The sequence below is a fragment of the Streptomyces sp. NPDC048718 genome (genome assembly GCF_043198875.1).
Taxonomy (GTDB): domain Bacteria; phylum Actinomycetota; class Actinomycetes; order Streptomycetales; family Streptomycetaceae; genus Streptomyces.
In genome coordinates, this window is sequence record NZ_JBICVG010000001.1 from 20,641 (window position 1) to 43,531 (window position 22,891).

The 22,891-nt window shown below is 73.3% G+C and carries 20 protein-coding genes and 1 pseudogene; 7 read left to right on the forward strand and 14 right to left on the reverse strand.

Annotated features, from left to right (window positions below; all coding sequences use genetic code 11):
* Positions 1-117: 117 nt before the first annotated feature.
* The 8 genes from pstS to mshD all read right to left on the reverse strand — a co-directional run bounded on the left by pstS (position 118) and on the right by mshD (position 9,263).
* Positions 118-1,257, reverse strand: a complete 1,140-nt coding sequence (gene pstS / locus ACGFRB_RS00115; protein ID WP_393236932.1) for a phosphate ABC transporter substrate-binding protein PstS — start codon at positions 1,255-1,257, stop codon at positions 118-120.
* A 553-nt stretch (positions 1,258-1,810) separates the two neighbouring features.
* Positions 1,811-2,293 (reverse strand): NUDIX hydrolase, encoded by a 483-nt coding sequence (locus ACGFRB_RS00120; protein WP_393236934.1) that lies wholly within the window; start codon positions 2,291-2,293, stop codon positions 1,811-1,813.
* Entirely contained in the window at positions 2,290-3,267 is a 978-nt protein-coding gene (locus tag ACGFRB_RS00125; protein WP_393238152.1) for a CHAD domain-containing protein, read from the reverse strand. The genes ACGFRB_RS00120 and ACGFRB_RS00125 overlap by 4 nt, the downstream gene beginning before the upstream one ends.
* Positions 3,268-3,382: 115 nt before the next feature.
* On the reverse strand, positions 3,383-5,629 hold the full coding sequence (locus ACGFRB_RS00130) for an RNA degradosome polyphosphate kinase (RefSeq protein ID WP_393236936.1): 2,247 nt from the start codon (positions 5,627-5,629) through the stop codon (positions 3,383-3,385).
* Between the two features lie 282 nt (positions 5,630-5,911).
* Entirely contained in the window at positions 5,912-6,952 is a 1,041-nt protein-coding gene (locus ACGFRB_RS00135; protein WP_393236938.1) for a hypothetical protein, read from the reverse strand.
* Complete coding sequence (locus tag ACGFRB_RS00140) at positions 6,949-7,833, reverse strand: ATP-binding cassette domain-containing protein (protein ID WP_393236941.1); 885 nt, start codon at positions 7,831-7,833, stop codon at positions 6,949-6,951. Before ACGFRB_RS00140 ends, ACGFRB_RS00135 begins: the two co-directional genes overlap by 4 nt.
* The gene (locus ACGFRB_RS00145) at positions 7,830-8,216 is read right to left on the reverse strand and encodes a GntR family transcriptional regulator (RefSeq protein WP_393236944.1); all 387 of its coding nucleotides are present in this window, start codon (positions 8,214-8,216) and stop codon (positions 7,830-7,832) included. The genes ACGFRB_RS00140 and ACGFRB_RS00145 overlap by 4 nt, the downstream gene beginning before the upstream one ends.
* A 120-nt stretch (positions 8,217-8,336) precedes the next feature.
* On the reverse strand, positions 8,337-9,263 hold the full coding sequence (gene mshD, locus ACGFRB_RS00150; RefSeq protein ID WP_393236947.1) for a mycothiol synthase: 927 nt from the start codon (positions 9,261-9,263) through the stop codon (positions 8,337-8,339).
* A 192-nt stretch (positions 9,264-9,455) separates the two neighbouring features.
* On the opposite strand from mshD, the gene ACGFRB_RS00155 reads away from it, so the two are divergent.
* A complete protein-coding gene (locus ACGFRB_RS00155) occupies positions 9,456-11,279 on the forward strand; it encodes a bifunctional metallophosphatase/5'-nucleotidase (protein ID WP_393236950.1) in 1,824 nt (607 codons plus the stop codon).
* 171 nt (positions 11,280-11,450) lie between these two features.
* On the opposite strand, the gene ACGFRB_RS00160 is transcribed toward ACGFRB_RS00155, so the two are convergent.
* Entirely contained in the window at positions 11,451-11,771 is a 321-nt protein-coding gene (locus tag ACGFRB_RS00160) for a hypothetical protein (RefSeq protein ID WP_363001876.1), read from the reverse strand.
* A 128-nt stretch (positions 11,772-11,899) separates the two neighbouring features.
* Here ACGFRB_RS00160 and ACGFRB_RS00165 point away from each other — a divergent pair, with 128 nt between their 5' ends.
* The 3 genes and pseudogenes from ACGFRB_RS00165 to ACGFRB_RS00175 all read left to right on the forward strand — a co-directional run.
* On the forward strand, positions 11,900-13,288 hold the full coding sequence (locus tag ACGFRB_RS00165; RefSeq protein WP_393236953.1) for a hypothetical protein: 1,389 nt from the start codon (positions 11,900-11,902) through the stop codon (positions 13,286-13,288).
* A 176-nt stretch (positions 13,289-13,464) separates the two neighbouring features.
* On the forward strand, positions 13,465-13,851 hold the full coding sequence (locus ACGFRB_RS00170) for a VOC family protein (RefSeq protein WP_393236956.1): 387 nt from the start codon (positions 13,465-13,467) through the stop codon (positions 13,849-13,851).
* Positions 13,848-14,051: pseudogene (locus tag ACGFRB_RS00175) on the forward strand (VOC family protein); the annotation flags it as partial. The gene ACGFRB_RS00170 and the pseudogene ACGFRB_RS00175, both read left to right, overlap by 4 nt.
* Before the next feature lie 56 nt (positions 14,052-14,107).
* Here the strand turns inward: ACGFRB_RS00175 and ACGFRB_RS00180 are convergent.
* The 5 genes from ACGFRB_RS00180 to ACGFRB_RS00200 all read right to left on the reverse strand — a co-directional run bounded on the left by ACGFRB_RS00180 (position 14,108) and on the right by ACGFRB_RS00200 (position 19,807).
* On the reverse strand, positions 14,108-15,508 hold the full coding sequence (locus ACGFRB_RS00180) for a sensor histidine kinase (RefSeq protein WP_393236959.1): 1,401 nt from the start codon (positions 15,506-15,508) through the stop codon (positions 14,108-14,110).
* Positions 15,505-16,356 carry a response regulator transcription factor gene (locus ACGFRB_RS00185; protein WP_393236962.1) on the reverse strand — a complete coding sequence of 284 codons (852 nt, stop codon included), beginning with the start codon at positions 16,354-16,356 and terminating at the stop codon, positions 15,505-15,507. Before ACGFRB_RS00185 ends, ACGFRB_RS00180 begins: the two co-directional genes overlap by 4 nt.
* Positions 16,357-16,388: 32 nt before the next feature.
* The gene (locus tag ACGFRB_RS00190) at positions 16,389-17,540 is read right to left on the reverse strand and encodes a S1C family serine protease (protein WP_393236965.1); all 1,152 of its coding nucleotides are present in this window, start codon (positions 17,538-17,540) and stop codon (positions 16,389-16,391) included.
* Between the two features lie 181 nt (positions 17,541-17,721).
* A complete protein-coding gene (locus ACGFRB_RS00195; protein WP_363001888.1) occupies positions 17,722-18,744 on the reverse strand; it encodes a LacI family DNA-binding transcriptional regulator in 1,023 nt (340 codons plus the stop codon).
* Between the two features lie 244 nt (positions 18,745-18,988).
* Entirely contained in the window at positions 18,989-19,807 is an 819-nt protein-coding gene (locus ACGFRB_RS00200; protein WP_393236970.1) for a response regulator transcription factor, read from the reverse strand.
* Between the two features lie 369 nt (positions 19,808-20,176).
* On the opposite strand from ACGFRB_RS00200, the gene ACGFRB_RS00205 reads away from it, so the two are divergent.
* Genes ACGFRB_RS00205 through ACGFRB_RS00215 form a run of 3 tightly spaced genes read left to right on the forward strand, consistent with a single transcriptional unit; the run spans position 20,177 to position 22,773 of the window.
* On the forward strand, positions 20,177-21,076 hold the full coding sequence (locus ACGFRB_RS00205) for an alpha/beta hydrolase family protein (RefSeq protein WP_393236973.1): 900 nt from the start codon (positions 20,177-20,179) through the stop codon (positions 21,074-21,076).
* A 45-nt stretch (positions 21,077-21,121) separates the two neighbouring features.
* Positions 21,122-21,376, forward strand: coding sequence for a MoaD/ThiS family protein (locus tag ACGFRB_RS00210; RefSeq protein ID WP_393236976.1), 255 nt, complete (start codon positions 21,122-21,124; stop codon positions 21,374-21,376).
* A gap of 11 nt (positions 21,377-21,387) precedes the next feature.
* Positions 21,388-22,773 carry a hypothetical protein gene (locus ACGFRB_RS00215; RefSeq protein WP_393236979.1) on the forward strand — a complete coding sequence of 462 codons (1,386 nt, stop codon included), beginning with the start codon at positions 21,388-21,390 and terminating at the stop codon, positions 22,771-22,773.
* Positions 22,774-22,891 lie beyond the last annotated feature (118 nt).

The window sequence follows — 22,891 nt, forward strand, 5'->3', positions numbered from 1 at the left end:
GGGACGGGCGTGCGTGCGGCGCGGGGTGCGGGCTCCTGGCGGCGGTGCACCGGATGCCGGGGACGGCCTCTTCGCTCTTTGTGGCGGGAGGCGGAAGAGGCCGTCCCCGGCGTGGGGTCAGGACAGGGTCGGGACGATCTCGCGGACCTTGGCCGCGATCTCGGCCGGGAGCGGGGCGTAGCCGGCGTCGGAGAGGACCTTCTGGCCCTCCTCGCTGGCGGTGTAGTTGAGGAACGCCTTCAGGGTCGGCAGGGTGTCGGCCTTGTTGCCCTTGTCGCAGGCGATCTCGTACGTGACCAGGGTGATCGGGTACGCGCCCTCGGCCTTGGTGGCGTAGTCGAGGGACAGGGCCAGGTCGCTGCCGGTGCCCTTGACCTTGGCGGCGGCGACGGCCTTGGAGGCGTTCTCCGTGGTCGCGGCGACCGGGGCGGAGGCGCCGGTGTTGATGGCGACCGTGCTGATCTGGTTGGCGGTCGCGTACGACAGCTCGAAGTAGCCGATGGAGCCCTCGGCGCCCTTGACGGCGGTCGCGACACCGGCGGAGCCGTTGGCGGCCTGGCCACCCGGGGCGGGCCACGACTTGGTCTTCGGGTCGTACTTCCAGTCGGCCGCGGCGGCGGTCGACAGGTACTTGCCGAGGTTCTGGGTGGTGCCCGACTCGTCGGAGCGGTGGAACGCCTGGATGGTGCTGGACGGGAGCTTGGCGCCCGGGTTCAGCTTGGCGATCGCCTCGTCGTTCCACTTGGTGATCTTCGCGTCGAAGATCTTGGCGAGGGTGGGGGCGTCGAGGACGAGGTTGTCCACGCCGTTCAGCTTGTAGCCGATGGCGATGGGGCCGCCGACCATCGGGAGGTTGATGCCCTTGCCGCCCTTGCAGACCTTCTGCGAGGCGGCGACCTCTTCGTCCTTCAGGGCGGAGTCGGAGCCCGCGAGGGCGACCTGGCCCTGGGTGAACTTGGTGATACCGCCGCCGGAGCCGATGGCCTGGTAGTTGACCTCGACGCCCGCGCACGCGGCCTGGAAGTTCTTGACCCACAGGTCCATCGCGTTCTTCTGCGCGCTGGAGCCGGCGGCGAGCAGCTGGCCCTTGGCGCCGTCGCACTTGATGTTCGACGCCGCGGCGGACGCGGACGTGCCGCCGTCCTTGGTGGGCTCGCTGTTGTTGTCCGAACCACACGCCGAGAGGACGAGCGCGCCGGAGACGACGAGGGCGCCGATCGCGGAGGCGCGAAGCCCGTTCTTGCGCGAAAGCTTCACTTTCGGGTGTTCCTTCCAGGAGCCGCCTTGCCGTGGACCTTGATGTCCTGAACGTATCCGTGGCGGCGTGTGTCGGGTGGTGGGGCGCCGGTCCGGTTCGGGCCGAGCACCTCGTAAGGCTGAAATTAGGCAGAACAGGTGAAGCGACCCATGGAAGAGAGTGAACGGCAAGTGAACCGTGCCGGAAGGTGAGGTGCGGAGCGCGCCGCCGCGCCGAGCAGGGGGTTCGTGGCCGGGTGGCCGGGTGGCCGGGTGGCCGGGGGGCCCGGTGGCCCGGTGGTCTCGTGTCCGCGCACGCTCGTGCCGCCGGACTCCGGACGGAGGGCGGGTGGGCAGGGGGGCGACGGTGAGTCGTATGAAGAGGCGAAGAGGTGACGAGATGACCGCAAGCGTCACCAAGACGAACGTAAGGGGCACGGTTTCCCCGCGTCAGTACGGCCGGGGGAAGTTGGCGAGGGGACGCCATCCGTCCCTTGCGGGAGGCTCTCGGGGATGGGCCCGGGGCCGGCTCAGGGCCGCTTGAGGACGCCCGTAGGGGAAGGGCGGAGTCGTCTCATGCCCGGCTGTCCGTGTCCGAGGCCGCGTGGTGCAGCGCCGAGGTCAGCAGGGCGCGGTCGCGGGGCTGGGTGAGCCGGAGCCGGGCGGCGGCCGGGGGCAGCCACAGGAGTGTGTCGACCTCCCGGTTCGGGGTGAACGCGCCGCCGAGGGCGCGCGCCGTCCAGTAGGTGACCTCCTTGGGCCGCCCGTTCACCGGGTAGCGGACGATGGGCAGCCGGGTGCCCAGCGCGCAGGACTGCCCGGTCTCCTCCAGGACCTCGCGCCGCGCGCACGCGGCCAGCGTCTCCCCGCGCTTCAGCTTCCCCTTGGGCAGCGACCAGTCGTCGTACTTGGGCCGGTGGACGAGGGCGATCTCGACTCCCTCGCCCCCGCCCCCGCCCCCGCCCCCGCCCCCGCTCCCGCTCCCGGCGCGGGCCGGCCGCCACAGCACGGCCCCCGCCGCGACGATCACGGCGGTCGAGCCGGACGGGCCGGTCACCACACCGCCGCCGGGGTACGGGACCAGGCGCGCTGGAAGGCGAAGCGGGCGGCCTCGACCTCGTGGCGCTGGTCGGCGTGCAGGACCCCGAGGGCGTACGCGGTGGCCGGGGCGATCCGCGGGGTACGGGCGGCGGCCGAGGCCGCGGCGGCGGCCTCGGCGGCGTCGCGGTGCCGGTCCAGGGCGCGGGCGGCCTCGGACAGGACGGGGTCGCCCTCCGCGCCGCCGCGCAGCACCTCCCCGGCGTACCGGTGCAGCCGGAGCAGACCGCGGGTCTGGTGCCAGGGCGCGTCCTGGGACTCGCCGGCGCTCAGACCGAGGGCGGTGGCGTTGTACGGGGCGGCGGCCCGGGCGAGCGGGAGGACGCCGACCGCGTCGCGCAGCCGGCGTTCGACGACGGCGGCGGGCGCGTCCAGGACCTCGTCGGCGCGGGCGGCGCCGGCCGGGCTGAGCGGGACCTCGGAGGCGAGCAGCGCGACCGCGTCGGCGACGGCGTGGAAGCGGGCGGAGCCGAGGGCCTGGAGAGCGGCGGAGTGGGCGCGGGTGCGGGCGAGGGTGAGCTGGCGTTCCAGGAGGGCGCCGGCCCGGGCGGCGCCGATGGTCAGGGCCCGGCCGCTCTCGGCGTCTCCGTTCCCGCGCGCGGCGGGAACGGCGGCGGTGGCGGAGGCGGTGGCCGCCGGTCCGACGCCGGCCAGCCGGGACAGCGCGTCGGCGAGCCGGACCAGCCGGGAGGTGCAGGCGTGTTCGAGGGCGAGGGTGCCGGACAGCCAGGCCAGCTCGGCGCGCAGCTGGTCGGCCCAGGCGGCGTCGAGCAGCGGCCGGAAGGTGTGCAGGGTGCCGCTGATCCGGCGGGCCGCCGCCCGCAGGGTGCCGGCGGCCTCCTCCACGCTTGCGGTGCCGGTGCCGCTCTCGGTGTGCAGCCGGATCCCGCGCAGGAAGTCGGCGGCGCGGGCGTGCAGGTAGGGGGCGAGGATCTCGCCCGCGGTGACATCGGGTGCGAGGCCCCGTACGGGGGTCCGTACGGGACCTCGTACGGGACCCCGTAGGGGTTCCCGAGCGACGTCGTTTCGCGTGATGTCCTGCGTGGGGTCAGGATTGGGCACGCCGGCGCCTCCGCGCGTCGATGAGCATCTCCTGGACGTGCCGGAGCGGCCGGCCCTCGGGATCGGTCGCGTGCCGCGTCCAGTTCCCGTCGGCGCCCAGGTGCCAGGAGGAGGTGGTGTCGGACATCCCGGTCTCCAGGAGCCGGGAGAGAGCGGCCCGGTGGCCGGGGTCGGTGACCCGGACCAGGGCCTCGATACGGCGGTCGAGGTTGCGGTGCATCATGTCGGCGCTGCCGATCCACACCTCGGGTTCGCCGCCGTTGCCGAAGGCGAAGATCCGGGAGTGTTCGAGGAAGCGGCCGAGGACCGAGCGGACCCGGATGTTCTCGGACAGGCCCTCGACACCGGGGCGTACGGCGCAGATGCCGCGCACCCAGATGTCGACCGGCACACCGGCCTGGGAGGCGCGGTAGCAGGCGTCGATGACGGCCTCGTCGACCATCGAGTTGACCTTGATCCGGACGTACGCGGGCCGGCCGGCGCGGTGGTGGGCGATCTCCTTGGTGATCCGGGAGACCAGGCCGTCGCGCAGCGACTTGGGGGCGACGAGGAGCCGTCGGTAGGTCTCGCGGCGCGAGTAGCCGGAGAGCCGGTTGAACAGGTCGGACAGGTCCGCGCCGACCTGCGGGTCGGCGGTGAGCAGGCCGAGGTCCTCGTAGAGCCGGGCCGTCTTCGGGTGGTAGTTGCCGGTGCCGACGTGGCTGTAGCGGCGCAGGACGTCGCCTTCCTGGCGGACGACGAGCGACAGCTTGCAGTGCGTCTTCAGACCGACCAGGCCGTAGACGACATGGCAGCCGGCCTCCTCCAGCTTGCGGGCCCACTTGATGTTGGCCTGCTCGTCGAAGCGGGCCTTGATCTCGACGAGGACGAGGACCTGCTTGCCGGACTCGGCGGCGTCTATCAGGGCGTCGACGATCGGCGAGTCGCCGGAGGTGCGGTACAGCGTCTGCTTGATGGCGAGGACGGACGGGTCGGCCGCCGCCTGCTCCAGGAAGGCCTGCACGGAGGTGGAGAAGGAGTCGTACGGGTGGTGCAGGAGCACGTCCCGCTCGCGTACGGCCGCGAAGATGTCGGGTGCGGACGCCGACTCGACCTCGGCGAGGTCACGGTGGGTGCCGGCGACGAACGTGGCGTACTTGAGCTCGGGCCGGTCGAGCGAGGCGATGCCGAACAGGCCGGTGAGGTCGAGCGGGCCGGGCAGCGGATAGACCTCGGAGTCGGAGACCTTCAGCTCGCGGACCAGCAGGTCGAGCACGTACGGGTCGATGGACTCCTCGACCTCCAGCCGCACCGGCGGCCCGAAGCGGCGCCGCATGAGCTCCTTCTCCAGGGCCTGGAGCAGGTTCTCGGTGTCGTCCTCCTCGACCTCCAGGTCCTCGTTGCGGGTGACCCGGAACATGTGGTGCGCGAGCACCTCCATGCCCGGGAACAGCTCCTCCAGGTGCGCGGCGATGACGTCCTCCAGCGGGACGTAACGCTCGGGGGAGGCCTCCAGGAAGCGGGAGAGCAGCGGCGGGACCTTGACGCGGGCGAAGTGGCGGTGGCCGCTGACCGGGTTGCGGACGACGACGGCGAGGTTGAGCGAGAGCCCCGAGATGTACGGGAAGGGGTGCGCCGGGTCGACGGCGAGCGGCGTGAGGACCGGGAAGATCTGCTGCCGGAACAGGGTGAAGAGGCGGGCCTGTTCCTTCTCGGTCAGCTCGGGCCAGCGGATGAGGTGGATGCCCTCGTCGGCGAGGGCCGGGGCGACGTCCTGCTGGTAGCAGGCGGCGTGCCGGGCCATGAGTTCGCGGCTGCGGGTCCAGATCAGGTCGAGCACCTCGCGCGGCTGGAGGCCGGAGGCGGAGCGGGTGGCGACGCCGGTGGCGATGCGGCGCTTGAGCCCGGCGACGCGGACCATGAAGAACTCGTCGAGGTTCGAGGCGAAGATCGCGAGGAAGTTCGCTCGTTCGAGAAGCGGTGTCGCGGGGTCCTCGGCGAGTTCGAGGACGCGTTCGTTGAAGGCGAGCCAGCTGCGTTCGCGGTCGAGGAAGCGCCCCTGGGGCAGCTCGCCGGCCTCGTCGTCCTCGTACGTGTCGGGGTCGGCGTCGAGGTCGGGGGCGAGCTCGCTCACGGGGCCGCCGTGCACGGTCTGCGGCCGGTGCGCGGCTATGGAACCCAGCGAGGGCTGGGCCGCCGGAGCGGGCGCGTTCTTAGGGTTCGTGACCGGTACCTCGGCGGGCTGCTGGCTCATAAGCCCATTCTTCCGCGCGAAGGGGTGGTCGGGCGCGTCGGAGCGGGCCGTGGGGGAGGGAAGCCTCCCCTTGGGGAGGGCGCGGGCGCGGGCGGGCACGGAGCGCTTCATTGCGTGAGCTTCGCAAGCGCTTCTGAATGGCCGGTAACGGGGACGTGACGTGCGGGAATCGGGGGCCGGGTTTGTAGGGCGGTCGGGGCGGTGGCCAGGGGTGGTCCGGGGATGCCCGTAGGGGGGTGGGGCCCGTCCCCGGCGCGGGCCCCACCCCCTACGGGACCCGGCCTACGGCAGCCGGGAGCGCAGGACGCGGAACGCGGCGAGGACCGCGAGGGCGGCGAGGGCGAGCAGGACGCCGGTCTCGACGAGCTGGAGTGGCCAGAAGTGGCTCTGGGGGTGGACCTCGGCGTAGTCGGTGAAGCCGTCCTGGCCCTTGCGGCAGGCCGCGTCCCACTTGCAGTCCACGAGGTCGACCTTCCGGCCGGAGGGGTCGAGCCTGCCCCACTTCACCGTCCATGTGCGGTCGGAGCCGATGAAGGCGGTCGGCCCGGTCAGGGTCTCGGTGGGCCACAGCAGGTGGCGGTACTTGGCGAAGGCGGCGATCACGCCGCAGGTGAGCAGGGTGGAGGTCAGCAGGGCGGGCAGGGTGCGGCGGATCAGCAGGCCGAGCAGGGCGCCGAGGGCCAGGCCGAAGAGGGTGGTCGCGACGGGGACGGTGCCGGGCAGGGAGACGTAGAACAGGTGGTCGTACCAGCGGCCGGGGTAGTCGTCCTGGGAGCCGTTGGGCCAGGACCACCCGAAGACCAGGTTGAGGACCACCATGAGCGCGACGGTGAACGCGGCGGGCACGGCCAGCTTGGCGGCGAGCCAGCGGGCCGGGGAGACGGACTGGGTCCAGGCCAGTTTGTACGTGCCGGTCTCCAGCTCGCGGGCGACGAGCGGACCCGCCATGTAGCCGGCGACGGCGGCGGGCAGGAGGAGTATGCCGAGGCCGACGTACTCCGGAAGGCGACTGGCGAGATACTGGGCGTCGAAATACTCGCGCACCGGCTGGGCACAGCCGTGATCGTGGGTGTCCTTCACGCATCCGGCCGCCTTGAGGACGTCCGTGGCCTGGTCGGACACGTAGACGGTGGCCAGCAGAACGGCCGCCGCGATCACGGCCAGACCGAGCGCCGCCACCACCGTCCAGCGGTGCTGGCGGGTCGTCACCTTGGCGAAGGCCCGTAGGGAAAGTCCCCTGGGGGACGGGCCCTTAGGGGCAGGGGCGGGGTTCGCCGGGCCGGCGGGACCCGGGCCCGGGTTCGTCAGGGTCGGGGCGCTCATGCTGCGGCTCCTTCCGGCGTGGCGGCGGCCGCGCGCAGGTGGGCGAGGACGAGTTCTTCGAGGGACGGCTCGGTGCGCTGCCAGCCGTCCGGGACCGGGGCGCCCCCGGTACGGACGAGCGCGGTGAACTGGCGGCCCGTCGTGCGGGAGTCGACGACCTCGTACGAGGTGAGGTCGGCGTCCGCCGCCGGGCCGGTCAGCAGAGTGTGCGCGTCGAGCAGGTCGTCGACGGCGCCGGCGAGCCGGATCCGGCCGCCGTGCAGGAGCAGCAGATGATCGCAGGAGTCGGCGAGTTCGCCGAGGACGTGCGAGGACATCACGATCGTGGTGCCGTGTTCGGCGGCGTCGGCCATCAGCAGGCCCATCAGCTGGACCCGGGCGAGCGGGTCGAGATCGGCCATCGGCTCGTCGAGGAGCAGGAGTTCGGCCCGCTTGCCGAGGGCGAGCGCGAGCGCGAGGCGGGTGCGCTGGCCGCCGGAGAGCGAGCGGACGCGGGCCTTCCAGTCCAGGCCCTCGGCGACGGCGCGCGCGGCGTCGGCGTTCCAGCGGCCCGGGTTGAGCTCGCGGCCCAGGTCGATGGTCTCGGCGACGGTGAGCTGGGGATAGAGCGGGCGGTCCTGGGCGACGTACGCCATCCGCTCGCGCTCCGGGGCGCCGATCGTGCCCTCGGTGGGGCGGAGCAGCCCGGCGGCGAGGGCGAGGAGGGTGGATTTTCCGGCGCCGTTGGGCCCGGCGAGGGCGCAGATCCGGCCGGCGGGCAGGGTGAAGGAGCAGTCGCGCAGGGACCAGGGGCGGGACCGTCCGCCGTAGCGCAGTCCGAGTCCGTCGGCCGTGAGCGCGGGCGGCCCGTCGCCGCTGTGTGTGCTGTGTCCCTCGGTCATGCGTCCCCCTGGAAGTGTTCGTTCAGTACGGATGTGAAGAGCGCCGCCACGTCCTCGCGGTCCAGCCCTTCCGCGCGGGCCCGGCGGGCCCAGTCGGCGAGTTCGGCGCGCAGCGGCGAGTCGGCCGGGGCGGCGCTGCCGAGAGTGGCGCGGACGAAGGTGCCGAGGCCCCGGCGGGCCTCGACGAGCCCTTCGCGTTCGAGTTCGCGGTAGGCCTTGAGGACCGTGTTGGGGTTGATGGCGGTCGCCTCGACGACCTCGCGGGCCGTGGGCAGCTTGTCGCCGGGGGTCAGGACGCCCATGCGCAGCGCCTGTCGCGTCTGCTGGACGATCTGGAGGTAGGTGGCGACCCCGCTGCGCCGGTCGATGCGGTAGGCGAGCACGCGCTTGCACCACCCTTTCACTAATCAAGTAGTGAAAGGGTGGTGCAAAGAAGGGGACGGTGTCAACCGTCCCCTTCTTCAGGCGAGTTCGCCTCGGTTCTTACGGGCGGTGGTGCCCGGTCAGGACTCCGCGCGGTACATCAGGTCCACCTCGTGCGTACGGAAGCCCAGCCGCTCGTACACCGTGACCGCCGCCGTGTTGTCCGCGTCCACGTAGAGCATCGCCGTCGGCAGCCCCTCGCCCGCCAGATGCCGCAGGCCCGTCGCCGTCAGCGCCTTGCCGAGGCCGCCGCCCTGCGCGTCGGGCAGCACGCCGACCACGTACACCTCGCCCAGCTGCTCCTCGGCGTGCGTCTTCGTCCAGTGGAAGCCGACGATCCGGCCGTCCTTCTCCGCGAGGAAGAAGCCCTTCGGGTCGAACCACGGCTCGGCCATCCGGTCGTCCAGGTCGCGCTGGGTCAGCGAGCCCTGCTCCGGGTGGTGCGCGAACGCGGTCGCGTTGACGGACAGCCAGGCCGTGTCGTCCGCGCCGGGCGAGAATGTACGCACGGTGACGCCCTCCGGCAGCACCGGCTCGGGCAGGTCCAGCGGGACCAGCGAGCGGCGCATCTGGCGCAGTTCGCGGAACAGGGTCAGACCGAGCACCTGGGCCAGGTGACGGGCGGCCGGCTTGCCGCCGTGCGCCCACACGCGCAGCCGCTTCCCGGTCGCCTCCAGGAGCGCCAGGCCGAGCGCCCGTCCGTGCCCGCGGCCCCGGTGCGCGGGGTGGACGACCAGCTCGGCGGCCGGGGCCTCGACCGGGTCGGTCTCCTCGACCTGCGCGTAGCCGTAGAGCCGCGGACCGACCGTGAGCAGGAGGTGCCGGACGCCCTCGCGCCGGCCGTGGCGCAGATAGAGCCGCCCCTGCTCCGACACGGCGTGGACGCCGTCGGCGTGGTCGGCGGCTTCCAGCAGATCCAGGACGTCCTGGATCTGCTGGGGGGTCAGTTCTTCGTGGATGGTGATCTGCCGACCGGGTTCGAGGGCCGGCGCCGCGTCAGAAGTCATGGTGACGAGCGTACGGGGGGCGGGCGCGGGCCCGCGGGATACGGACGCGAGACTGTCAGGTGTGGGGCGGGGCGGGGACCTTGAAGTTGTTCGACTCTCGTAACCCGATCCCCCCTGTTGCGCTACGCGCGTTGACCTTAGGCTGCGCGAGCAGCAGCGGAAATCGTTCAGAAAATGGGGAAACTCGGAAAAATGGCAGGGACAAGGAAGCAGAACAAGGCCGGACGGCGCATCCTCGCCGCCGGTGCGGGCCTCGCCACCGTCGGCGCGCTGGTCGCCGCGATGCCGGCCGGCGCGGCGCAGGACACCGCCGCCGGGCAGGGCGGCACCAACGGCAAGGGCTGGGGGCGGATGGTCGACGTCCAGCTGCTCTCCTTCAACGACCTGCACGGCAACCTGGAGCCCCCGGCCGGTTCGTCCGGCCAGGTCAGCCGGGTGAAGGCGGACGGCACCACGGAGAAGATCGACGCGGGCGGCGCCGAGTACCTCGCCACCCACCTGCGTCAGGCCCGTCAGGGCAACCGTTTCTCCATCACCGCCGCCGCCGGTGACCTGATCGGCGCGTCCCCGCTGCTGTCCGGCCTGTTCCACGACGAGCCGACCATCGACGCGCTCAACGGCATGGACCTGGACGTCACCTCGGTCGGCAACCACGAGTTCGACGAGGGCGCGGTCGAGCTGGCCCGTATGCGGAATGGCGGCTGCCACCCGACGGCCGGCTGCTTCACCGCCGACAAGAAGTTCGGCGGCGCCGACTTCCCCTACCTCGCCGCCAACGTGACGGAGGAGAAGACCGGCAAGCCGCTGCTCGACCCGACCTTCGTGTGGGAGAAGGAAGGCGTCAAGATCGGCTTCATCGGTGTGACCCTGGAGGGCACCCCGAACATCGTCACCGCCGAGGGCGTCAAGGGCCTGAAGTTCGGCGACGAGGTCGAGACGATCAACAAGTACGCGAAGATCCTGGAGCGGCAGGGCGTCAAGTCCATCGTCGCCCTGGTCCACGAGGGCGGTGTGCCGGCCTCCGCGAACTACGACTACGACTGTGACAGCCCGGCCGCGGGCGGCGGGATCTCCGGTCCGATCACCGAGATCGCCAAGCACGTCGACCCGCAGGTCGACGCGCTGGTCACCGGTCACACCCACAACGCGTACGTGTGCACCATCCCCGACCCGGCGGGCAAGCCGCGTCTGGTCACCTCGGCGGCGTCGTTCGGCCGGCTGTACACCGACACCACGCTGACGTACGACCGCGCCACCGGCGACATCGTGCGCACCGCCGTCGACTCGGCCAACCACGCCGTCACCCGTGACGTCCCGAAGGCCGAGGACATGACCCGGCTGATCGGGAAGTGGCAGGAGCTGGCGGCGCCGATCGCGAACCGGCCGCAGGGCTGGATCGCCGCCGACATCAACGGCCGCGGCTCCACGGCGTACGAGAAGCCGCTCGGCGACGTGATCGCCGACGCGCAGCTCGCGGGCCTGGCCCCGGCGGACAAGGGCGGCGCCCAGGTGGCGCTGATGAACCCGGGCGGTATCCGTTCCGACCTCGTCTACAAGGCCTCCGGCGCCGAGGGCGACGGCGTGGTGACCTACGGCGAGTCCTTCACGGTGCAGCCGTTCACCAACATGATGAACGTGGTCGACCTGACCGGCGCCAACCTGATCCAGGCGCTGAAGCAGCAGGTCAGCGGTGCGAACCTGAACGCGGTCAAGATCCTCCAGGTCTCGAAGGGCCTGACCTACACGCTCGACCTGACCAAGTCGGGCGCGGACCGTGTGGTGACCGACAGCATCAAGCTGAACGGTGCGGCGATCGACCCGTCGAAGACCTACCGTGTCGCGATGAACGAGTTCCTCGCGGGCGGCGGCGACGGCTTCGCGGCCCTCGCGGCCGGTACGAACAAGCTCGTCGGCGCCTCGGACCTGGATGTCTTCAACGCCTACCTGGCGGCGAACTCCTCCGCCTCGGCCCCGCTCGCGGTGCCGGCGACCGACCGCATCAAGGTCGTTCAGTAAACAGGTCCTTCAGTAAGCAGAGGAAAGCCGGGCATATGCCCGGCCGCGTGTAAGCGCGCGTAAGGGCGGTCTCCGTTTCGGCGGAGGCCGCCCTCTTTCGTGTCATGCGGGTGGACGGGTGTGTACGTGCGGTTGCGTCCGCGCGGGCGCACGGCCGCGGGCCCGGCGCGCTCAGCGGACCGCCTGCACGTTGTCGGCCGCCGTCGACCACTCGACGCCCGAGAGGGGCCGGATGTGGGCGATGCGCACCACCCGTCCGTCGGGGTGCGGCTCGTGGGTGACGGCGAGCAGGACCCCCTCCTTGCCGCTCGGAATGTCCCGCACCAGGCTGTTGACCAGCGGATGCTGCTCGTGACCGGCGGAGTCGACCGGGTGGCCGGGCGCGCCCTGGAGTCCGGCGGTGGCACGGTGCACGAACTTCTCCCACCCTCGTGCCGCGCGGTCGCGCAGTGCGCGGCTCGGCGCACAGGGGCAGGGATCGGCGGCGGTCATGGCGGCGTTCCTTTCCGAGGACATCCGTTGGCGCGGATGGCTGATAGTCATTCAACGGGGGTACACCGACGGGGAGAGCGCCTCATGCTGTGCACGTCGTTGAATGCGTTGAACGCCAGGGAGCTGGGATGGGACGCACGCCGAACACGGCCCTCGCACGCGTGATGGCCGAGGCCGACTGGGGAAACGGGCAGCTCGCCCGCGCGGTGAACCGCGCCGGCGCCGAGGCCGGGCTGACCCTCAGCCATTCCGCCAGCACGGTGACGTACTGGCTGCGTGGCTCCCTGCCGAAGAAACCGGTCCGGCCGGTCGTCGCCGAGGCCCTGTCCCGGCGCCTCGGCCGGCCCGTGAGCTGCGCGGAGCTCGGGTTCGCCGGGCCCGACGGCGGTGGCGCGGGCGGCGCCGGGGAGGGCGGGGCGGACGGCGCGCTCATCGCGCCCGCGACCGGCACGCGCGGTCTCGCCGACCTGGCCGGGAAGGACATGGACCCGTCGCGGCGGGGGGTGCTCACCGCCGGGCTGTACTCGGCGGCCCTGACGGTGCCGGGGTTCGCGGACCCGGGGACACCGCCCGAGCCCGCCGGGGAGGAGACCGCGGCCGGCCGTACGGTCCGGATCGGCGCGGGCGAGGTCGCCACCGTCCGGACGATGACCCAGCACATCGCGATCATCCTGGACGATCTCGGCGGCGGCCACGCCCGTCCGATGGCCGCGGCCTTCCTGACGAACACGGTGCTGTCCTGGCTGCGGGCCGACGCCTCGGCGGCGGTGAAGCGGGACATGCAGGCCGCCGCCTCGGACTTCGTCTATCTGACGGGGTGGATGGCGATGTACGAGCGGGCGCACGGCCTCGGGCAGCGCTACTTCGTCCAGGCCCTGGAGCTGGCCCGGGACGCCCAGGACCACCTCACGTACTGCCGGACCCTGCGCGGCATGGCGCTCCAGGCGGCGAACCTGCGCTACGGGGCCCGGGCCCTGGAGTACGCGGACTCCGCCGCCGAGGCGGCCCCGGCCGCCGGGCCCCGGCTCGTGGCCTTCCTGCGCGGGCAGCAGGCGCATGGCGCGGCCCTGGTGAAGGACCGCCGGCAGGCGTTCAACCGGCTGCGGGAGACGGAGGCGGCGCTGGCCCGCGCGGACGGCCGCAACGACGCCGTGGGCGGGTACGACCAGGCCGCGTACCACTTCCATGTCGCGCACGTGCTGTACGAGCTGGGCGATCTGCCGGGCTCGATCATGGCGCTCCAGCGGTCCAACCGGGTCCGCTCCGCGCACGAGCGGCAGGGCCGGGTCCACGCGCACGGGGTGCTCGCCGCCCGGCAGTGGGAGCGGGGGCACGTGGAGGCGGCGTGCGTGACCTGGGACCGGTTCCTGGACGACTACACCGCCCTGTCGACCGCGCGCGGCGACGAGCACTTCGCGGTGCTGCGCGGGCATGTCGCGGCGCAGCCGCGGAGCCGGGTCGTGCGGTCTCTCGGGGAGCGGGCACGGGTCGTCGCGGAGCAGAAGAGCGCGGTGTGAGGGGCGGGGCGGCGGGGGTTTTAACGAGACCAGGGCGGCTTACGGGGCTCGGGCGGCGGACCTACGACCGGCGCCCGATGGCATATGCCGTACCGCTGACTACGCTCCGGACCGACGGACGTTCGTACGACGGCGCAGCTCGCCCCCAGGACCCAGGGACCCAAGGAGCCGACAGGATGTCAGCGATCTCGACCGCGCATATGCGCGTCGCCCGCCCCTCCCGCGACCTGGAAGCGGCCCGGCGCTTCTGGGTCGAAGGGCTCGGCCTCGACGTGCTGTACGCGCACGAGGCGGACGGCGGCGAGCGGCTCCACTCGCTGCTGATGGTCGGCTGGCGGGACGCCGGCTGGCACCTGGAACTGACCCGGGACCCCGCCGCGCCCCTAGGTTGTGTCTTCAAATTGCCGTCGTCCGGCCGCAGGCCGGGCCGTGCGGCGTCTGGTGCGTGCGATCGCAAGGCGGAGGTTCGCCCTTGTACTGGATGTACTTGGGTGATCCGACAACGCAGCGAGCGTGCGTGCCAGGCGTCGCACGGCAGGCGGCAGTTTGAAGACACAGCCTAGAACCGACCCCGACCCCCGACGACCTGCTCGTGGTCTATCTGGACGGCCCCGTGCCGGACGACCTCGTGGCCCGGCTCGAAGCGGCGGGCGGGACGCGGGTGCCCGCGCACAACCCGTACTGGGACACCTGGGGCGTGACCCTCCAGGACCCGGACGGCTACCGGCTGGTGCTCTGCACCCGCTCCTGGTCCAACAGCTGACGCGGATCGCTCAAGGGCGGGCGCGCGGGGCGCGTACGCGGGTCGGCGCGCGGTCGTCAGACGGCGGCGGGCCGGTCCGGCGGCGGGGTCGGGGCGCCCGGGAAGCGGAGGGTGGCGACGGTGCCGCCGCCGTCCGCCGGGGTGAGCGCGACGGTGCCGCCCGCCTGCCCGACCGTACGGGCCACGATCGACAGACCGAGCCCCGAACCGGGCAGGCTGCGGGCCGACGGGGAGCGCCAGAAGCGGTCGAAGACGTGCGGGAGTTCGTCGGGCGCGATGCCCGGACCGTGGTCCCGTACAGTCAGCTCGCCACGCATCAGCCGTACCTCGACCGTGCCGCGCGGCGGCGAGAACTTCACCGCGTTGTCGAGGACGTTCACCAGGGCGCGTTCGAGCGCGGCGGGCTCCGCCCGGACGTACCAGGGCGCCAGGTCCGTCTCGAAGGCCAGCTCCGGCCCGCGCAGCCGGGCCCGGTCCAGGGCCGCGCGCAAGATGGTGTGCAGCGGCACCACCTCCAGCGGCCCGGGCGTGACGGCCTCGGGGCGGGCCAGCTCCTGGAGGTCGCCGACCAGCGACGACAACTCCGTCAGCTGGGCCTTGACCGAGGCCAGCAGGGCCCGCCGGTCGTCCGGCGGCAGCGCGCGCCCGGTCTCGTCGCTGCGGGCGAGCAGATCGATGTTGGTGCGCAGCGAGGTGAGCGGGGTGCGCAGTTCGTGGCCCGCGTCCGCGATCAGCCGGGCCTGCCGGTCGCGGGAGGTCGCGAGCGCGGCCGTCATCATGTTGAACGACCGCGAGAGCCGGGCGATCTCGTCCTCGCCCTCCACCGGGATCCGTACGGTCAGGTCCTCGGTCGCGGCGACGTGTTCGACCGCGCCGGTCAGCCGGTCCACGGGCGCGAGCCCGGTGCGCGCCACCCACAGCCCGGCCGCGCCCGCGCCGAGCACGCCGATGCCGGAGACGAGGAGCAGCACCCAGCCGAGGGTGGACAGCGAGTTGTCGATCTCGGACAGCGGCCGGGCGAGCGACACGGCGATGCCGTACCGGCCCGGCTGGTGGTACGTGTAGACGCGCATCGCGCGGCCGTCGGCGTCCCGGGTGGTGTGCAGGGTGTCCGGGACGAGGCCCTGGGCGACCCGCAGGTCCTCGTTCTGTACGGGGATGGCGGCCTTGCCGGAGGTGCAGGCGGTGCCGTCGGGCAGGACGACCTGCACGGTGTACGGGGGCAGCGGGGGGACCGGGCTCTCGGTGCGGCAGCCGGCGAGCACCAGGTTGACGTACTGGTCGTCCACCTTGCTGCCGCGCAGCGACGCGTCCAGCTCGTGTTCCAGCTGGGCGCGGGTCACCAGCCAGCAGGCCAGCGACACCGCCGCCACCGCGACCGCCACGGCGAGGGCGGTCAGCAGGGCGAGCCGGGAGCGCAGCGGCCGGGACCGGAACCAGGCGACGGGTCCGGTCATACGGCGCCGGCACCCCCGTCCGTGCCCCCGCTCGTGCCGGAGCCCGCGCCCGTACCCGTGCCGGTGGTCCGGAGTACGTACCCGACGCCCCGCACGGTGTGCACGAGCCGCGGCTCGCCGCCCGCCTCCGTCTTGCGCCGCAGATACATCACGTACACGTCCAGCGAGTTGGAACTGGGCTCGAAGTCGAAGCCCCAGACGGCTTTGAGGATCTGCTCGCGGGTGAGCACCTGCTTCGGGTGCGCCAGGAACAGCTCCAGGAGCGTGAACTCGGTCCGGGTCAGCTCCACGGCCCGGCCGCCCCGGGTCACCTCGCGGGTCGCGAGGTTCATCCGCAGATCGCCGAAGGCGAGCACGTCGCCCCCGCCGGCCGGCTCGGCGGCCGCGGCGGCCCGGGCGGCGGCGTACGAGCTGCGCCGCAGCAGGGCCCGGATCCGGGCGAACAGCTCGTCCAGCTCGAAGGGCTTGACCAGGTAGTCGTCCGCGCCCGCGTCGAGGCCGGTGACCCGGTCGCCGACCGTGTCGCGGGCGGTGAGCATGAGGATCGGCACGGTCGAGCCGCCGGCCCGGATCCGGCGGGCTGCGGTCAGACCGTCCATGCGGGGCATCTGGACGTCGAGGACGACCAGGTCAGGGGCGTACGCCGCCAGCTTGGCGAGCGCGTCGAGCCCGTCGACGGCGTCCTCGGTCCCGTACCCCTCGAAGGCGAGGCTGCGGCGCAGCGCCTCGCGCACCGCCGGCTCGTCGTCGACGATGAGGATGCGCTCGGTGCCGCCGCCGCTGTCGGTCTGCTGCCCCGCCTGCGCTCCGGCGTGCGCTCCGGTGTGCTGCCCCACGATGCCACTCATGGGGTCAGCGTCCCATGGGTCGCTCACGCGGGTCAGCTGCCGCCGCCCGCGCGCAGGGCGGGCAGGTCGGCCTTGAGGGTGTCCACCGGGATCGCGAAGCCGAGGCCGACGCTGCCGGCCGTGCCCGAGTCGCCGCCGGAGCCGGGCGCGTACATCGCCGCGTTGATGCCGATGATCCGGCCGTTCATGTCGATCAGCGCGCCGCCGGAGTTCCCCGGGTTGAGGGAGGCGTCGGTCTGGATCGCCTTGTACGTGGTCTTGGAGGAGCCGGTGTCGCCGTTGAAGCGCTGCCCGCCGAACTCGAACGGCCAGCCCTGCCGCGGATCCCACTGCCGGCCCTGATCGCTCTGGCCGCTTTGGCCGTTCTGGCCGCCGTCCTCGCGGGCGACGGTCACGTCCCGGTCGAGCGCGGAGACGATGCCGCTGGTGACGGTGCCGGTCAGGCCCTCGGGGGAGCCGATGGCCACGACCTGGTCGCCGACCGTGAGACCGGCGGAGTCGCCGAGGGTGGCGGCCTTGAGCCCGGCCGCGCCGCGCAGCTTGATCAGGGCGAGGTCCTTGGCGGGGTCGGTGCCGACGACCTCGGCGGCGTACGTCTTGCCGGTGCTGAGCCGGACGGTGAGCGTCGAGGCGCCGGAGATCACATGGTTGTTGGTGACGATCTCGCCGCCGGAGGTGATGATCACGCCGGAGCCGGTGGCCTTGCCGCCGGAGCCCGTCGCGGAGATCTCCACGATGGACGGCGAGACGGCATGGGCGACCCCGGCGACCGTGCCCTTGCTCCCGGCGGCGACGGTGGTGCCGTCCACCGGGCTCGGCGCCGCGGTGATGCCGGGGGAGTCGTTCGTCCACCGCTCGACGAGGGTCGCGGTGCCGCCGCCGATCGCGGCCGCGGCGATCGCGACGGCGGTCAGCAGGCCGGCGCCGCGCCGCCGGGTCCGCCGGGTCCGCCCGTGCGGGGCGGGCTGCTCGTACGCGCCGGGGGCGCCGGTGTGGAACGGCCGGGCCGGGTCGTACGGCGGCATCGGGGGCATCGGCGGCGTCGGCGGTACGGGCGGCATGGCCGCCGTGGCCGACGTGCCCGGCTGCTCCTCGGGCCCGGTCCGCCCGGTCCTCGGCGGCCAGGACTGCCAGGACGGCTGGGGCTGGGGCTGCTGCGGCTGGTGCTCCGGGAAGTCCGTCATGGCTACGACTGTCGGAGCCGTACATGAGAGCCGTCTGAGGACGCGGTGAGAAGCCCGGCAGAACCCCGTATGCCCGAAATAAAGGCGGAGCGGAGTCGGAGGTTCCGGATAGTTGGCGGGCGGGCCGGTCCGCCAGTGCGGAGCCGGCCCGGCCCGGACCGGGCCGGGGGTCCGAGCGGGGTCAGCCGCAGCCGCAGGACCGGCGCACGATCAGCGCCGACGGGAACTGCCGGACCCGGTCGCGCCGCGACCCCGACACCCGCAGCGAGTCGTCGAGCACCAGGTCCACCGCCGCCCGGGCCATCGCCGGACGGTCGGAGTAGACCGTGGTCAGCGGCGGGTCGGCGAGGGCCGCCTCCTTGACGTCGTCGAAGCCCGCCACCGCCAGCTCCCCCGGCACGTCGATCCGCAGCTCGCGCGCCGCCCGCAGGACACCGAGCGCCTGGTCGTCCGTCGAGCAGAAGATGGCCGGCGGCCGGTCGGGGCCGGACAGCAGGCCGAGGGCGACCTGGTAGGCGTCGTAGCGGTTGTACGGGGCCTCGAAGAGACGTCCCTCGGTCGACCGCCCGGACTCCACCATGGCCCGCCGCCAGCCCTCGACGTGGTCGGTGACCGGGTCGCCGATGGAGGGGGTGGTGGGGACGCCGCCCAGGCACGCCACGTACGGGTGACCGTGCTCCAGGAGGTGACGGGTGGCGAGCTGCGCGCCGCCGATGTCGTCGGTGACGACGGCGACGTCGTCGATCGCCTCCGGACGCTCGTGCAGCAGCACGACCCGGGCGTCCCACGCCTCGATCTCGCTCGCCGCCTGCTCGCTCATGCCCTGGCTGACCAGGATGAGACCGGAGACGCGCATGCCGAGGAAGGCCCGCAGATAGTGGATCTCGCGCTCGGTCCGGTAGTCGGAGTTGCCGACCAGGACCATCTTTCCGCGCGCGGCGGCGGCCTGTTCGACCGCGTGCGCCATCTCCGCGAAGAAGGGCTGGCGGGCGTCCGGCACGATCATGCCTATGAGGTCGGTGCGCCGGGACGCCATCGCCTGCGCCACCCGGTCGGGCCGGTAGCCCAGCTCGTTGATGGCGGCGAGGACACGCTCGCGCGTGGCCGGGGCGACCGGCCGGGGTCCGTTGTTGATCACGTAGCTCACGACCGCGGTGGAAGTACCCGCCAGTCGCGCCACGTCGTCCCGCGTCACCTTGGCCACGCGCGGCAGTCTACGCGGGGTGACCTTGCTTCCGGCAGGGCGCGTCACCCCACGGTCACCGCGCCGTCACGCGGCCGGCCCGCGGGCCGTCACCCGGGCGGGCGGTCGGTCCCCACGTGTCCCGCCGGATCCCCGCCGGATCCGGGCGTGCCCCGGCGATCGGCGGCCCATTCCGGTGGCGCACTCCAGTGGCGTACTCCGGTGGGCCCCGGCGTCTTTCCGGCGGTTCGCGGTCGCCCCGCGATCAGCGGTCGCGGGTGCTCTTCGCCGGGCTGAGGTCCCGGGTGCTCTGCGCGTCCCGGCCGTCCCGGCTGCCTCGGCCGTCCCGTCCGCCTCTGGTGTCCCGTGTGCCCTCCGGGCCCCGCGCGCCCCGGTCAGCGGACTTCTCGGCCTTCTCGACCGTGACGAAGCGGTAGCCGACATTGCGGACGGTCCCGATCAGCGACTCGTGCTCGGGCCCGAGCTTCGCCCGCAGCCGCCGCACGTGCACGTCGACCGTGCGGGTGCCGCCGAAGTAGTCGTATCCCCACACCTCCTGGAGCAGCTGCGCGCGCGTGAAGACCCGGCCCGGGTGCTGGGCCAGGTACTTGAGCAGCTCGAACTCCTTGAAGGTCAGATCCAGGACCCGGCCCTTGAGCCGGGCGCTGTAGGTGGCCTCGTCGACCGACAGATCGCCGTTGCGGATCTCCATGGGCGAGTCGTCGGTGCCCTGCTGCCGGCGGCCGACGGCCAGCCGCAGCCGCGCCTCGACCTCGGCGGGGCCCGCCGTGTCGAGCAGCACGTCGTCGATGCCCCAGTCGGCGGTGACGGCCGCGAGCCCGCCCTCCGTCACGACGAGGATCAGCGGACAGCCGGGGCCGGTGGAACGCAGCAGCTGGCACAGCGAGCGGATCTGCGGCAGGTCGCGCCGTCCGTCGACGAGGATCACGTCGGCGCCGGGCGTCTCCAGGAGGGCCGAGCCCTCGGTGGGCGCCACCCGCACGGTGTGCAGCAGCAGCCCGAGGGCGGGCAGCACCTCGGCGGAGGGCTGGAGGGCGTTGGTGAGGAGCAGCAGCGAACTCATCGCGCACCACCGTCCGCCCGGGTCGCGGGGGAAGGCGGCGGAGGCGTCGGCGGGGCCGCCGCGCGGCGGCGGCGTTCGTGGGGGGTTCGCTCGTCCATGACGTCGGTTCCTCCTCGGTCCGTGCGAGGACGTCTGCGGGTGGCTCGGGGGCGACCCTTGGGGGACGGCCCTCGGGGCGGCCCGCCGGAGGGGTCCGGGGGCCGGTCCGCGGGGGTGCCCTCAGGGGTACCCGTGGGGTGGCTCACGTAGGGGTGCCTATGGCTCTCGCGCCCCGAGAGCGTTTGTTCATCCGCCTGTAACAAAGGACCGGAAACACAAAAGGACCCGGGGGCTGCGATGCCCGGATCCTCCGCCAGCACAATAGCCCACATGAGTTCCGAGGCAGAGGGCGGATTTCACATGGTGGATGTTTCCTCGCTCACTTCCCGTACACCTTCCGGCCGCACACCCGCCGGGCCGCCGCGTGGTGTGCTCCGGACCGGTCTGCGGACCGAGGACGGTGTCCGGATCGAGGCGGTTTACGAAGCGGCCCCTCCCAGTGTCACCGATACCGCCGTCGATCCCGCCACCGATACCGCCATCGTGGTCGCGCACGGGTTCACGGGATCGGCCGACCGGCCCGCGCTGCGGCGCGCCGTCCAGGCGCTGCGTGCCCACGCGCCGGTGGTCTCCTTCTCCTTCCGCGGCCACGGCGGCTCCGGCGGGGTCAGCACCGTCGGCGACCGCGAGGTGCTCGACCTGGCCGCGGCCGTCCGCTGGGCGCGCCGGCTCGGCCACGCGCGCGTGGTGACGGTCGGTTTCTCCATGGGCGGCTCGGTCGTGCTGCGGCACGCCGCGCTGGAGCGCGGGACGGACGCGCGGACGGACGCGGTGGCCGCAGTCAGCGCGCCCGCGCGCTGGTTCTACCGGGGGACGCCGTCGATGCGCCGGGTGCACTGGGTGGTGACCCGGCCGGTCGGCCGGCTCGTCGGCCGGTACGGGCTGCACACCCGGATCGACACCAAGGCGTGGGACCCGGTGCCGATGTCGCCGGTCGAGGCGGTGCCGCTGATCGCGCCGACGCCGCTCCTCGTCGTGCACGGCGACCGCGACCCGTACTTCCCGCTCGACCACCCGCGCAGCCTCATGGCGGCGGCCGGCATGTCGGGCGGGTCGGGTGCGTCGGGCGGTACGGCGGAACTGTGGCTGGAGCACGGCATGGGCCATGCCGAGAACGCGGCCGACGAGGACCTGCTGGACCGCCTCGGGGCCTGGCTGGTCCGGGCATAGCCCATGATGGTGGGCGGCGCGCAGACGAACGAAGGGAGCGCCGTCATGGCAGCGGGGACCATCCGCTACTGGGCCGCGGCGAAAGCCGCCGCCCAAGTGGCCGAGGAGCCGTACACGGCCGGCACGCTCGCCGAGGCGCTGGCCGGCGCCCGCGAGCGGCACCCCGGCGAACTGGAGCGGGTCCTCCTAAGGTGTTCGTTCCTGGTGGACGGAGACCCGGTGGGGACCCGCGCGCATGAGACCGTACGGCTGGCCGAGGGCGGCACGGTCGAGGTGCTCCCCCCGTTCGCAGGAGGGTGAACCGAAAGACCATGAGCAGCGATCAGCACTACCCGTACGACCCGCGGTACCCGGAAGCGCCTCAGGGCCCGACCCCCGGCCCGCATCAGGGTCCGGCCGCGTATCCGCAAGCCCCGCAGGGGTCCTACGGGGACGCCGAGGTCGCCCAGACGTGGGAGGGGCAGACCTGGGACACCCAGTACCAGCCGGTGGTGGAGCAGCCGTACGCGCAGCAGCAGCAGCAGCAGCAGTCCCAGCCGCAGCCCCAGCCGTACGCACAGCAGCCACAGCCGCAGGCTCCCGACCTGGCGGCGACGGCGTACATGGCGCCGGTGACGGCTTCACAGGATCCCGACGCGGCCGCGACGGCGTACATGGCTCCGGTGCCGGCCGCCCAGCAGTCGCAGGCTCACCAGCACCAGCACCAGCACCAGCACCAGCACCAGCCGGTGACGGGCGGGCTTCCGCTGCCGCCGGAGGCGACGTACCCGCCGGCCCCGTCGCCGTACGAGGCGCAGGGGCAGGCCCCGGACCAGGCTCAGGCCTCCGCGCCGTACGGAACACCGGCTCACGCGCCCGCGCACGCCGGAGCCGCCGAGGTCGCCGCGCCCGACGCCGGGCCCGCGTACTCCAGCCCCACCACCTCCGGCGACACCCGGATCACCGACGCCCAGCGCGCCCGCGCCGAGGGCCGGTCGCCGATCATCCCGCCCGGCTCGCGCCCGGCCGCGATCACCGCGGCGCTCGGCGTCCTGCTGGCCGGCTGCGCCGCGTTCGGCTCGTACGCGCTGCTCGTGCCGCTGATCCTGCTCCAGGCGGTCACCGCCGCGGGCTGGTTCCGGCTGAACGGCATGTGGCCGGCCCGGCAGGGCATCGCCCTCGCCTTCCTCGGCGGTGTCGTGGCCGACGCGGCGCTGCTCGTCGCGGGCCGGGAGCACGCGGCCGGCGCGATCACGGGCACGCTCGGCGTCTGGGTGCTGCTGACGGTGGTGCTCCAGCTGCGCAGCCACGCCGACCCGGACGAGCGGATGTACGGCCTGATGGCGACGGTCGCGGCCGCCGCCCTCGCGGTCCTGGCCACCGGCTACCTGGGTGCCGAGCCGGACGCGGTGGTCGTCGGCGCCCTCGCGGTCGCCGCCGGCGTCCTCGTCCGCGCGCTCCCGCTGCCCGGCCCGGTCTCCGTGGTCGTGGCGCTGCTCGCGGCGGCGGGCGGCGGCCTGGCGGGCGGTTCGTTCACCGGCCTGGACACGGTCCCCGGCGCGCTGATCGGCCTGGGGGCCGGGGTGTGCGCGCTGATCGGACTGCGGACGGCCAGCTACGACTACCCGTCGCGGTTCGTGCATATGACAGCCGGGGTCGCGCTTCCGCTCACCGCCGCCGTGCCCGCCGTCTACCTGCTGGGACGCGTCTTCGCGTAACCCCGGGGCGGACCGTCCGGCGCACTGCCGGACGGTCCGCCGGGGAACCGACCGGCCCTCCGACACGTCGATCTTGTGTCGGGGGGCCGGTTTTCTCTTTGGATGGTGGGGGCGAACG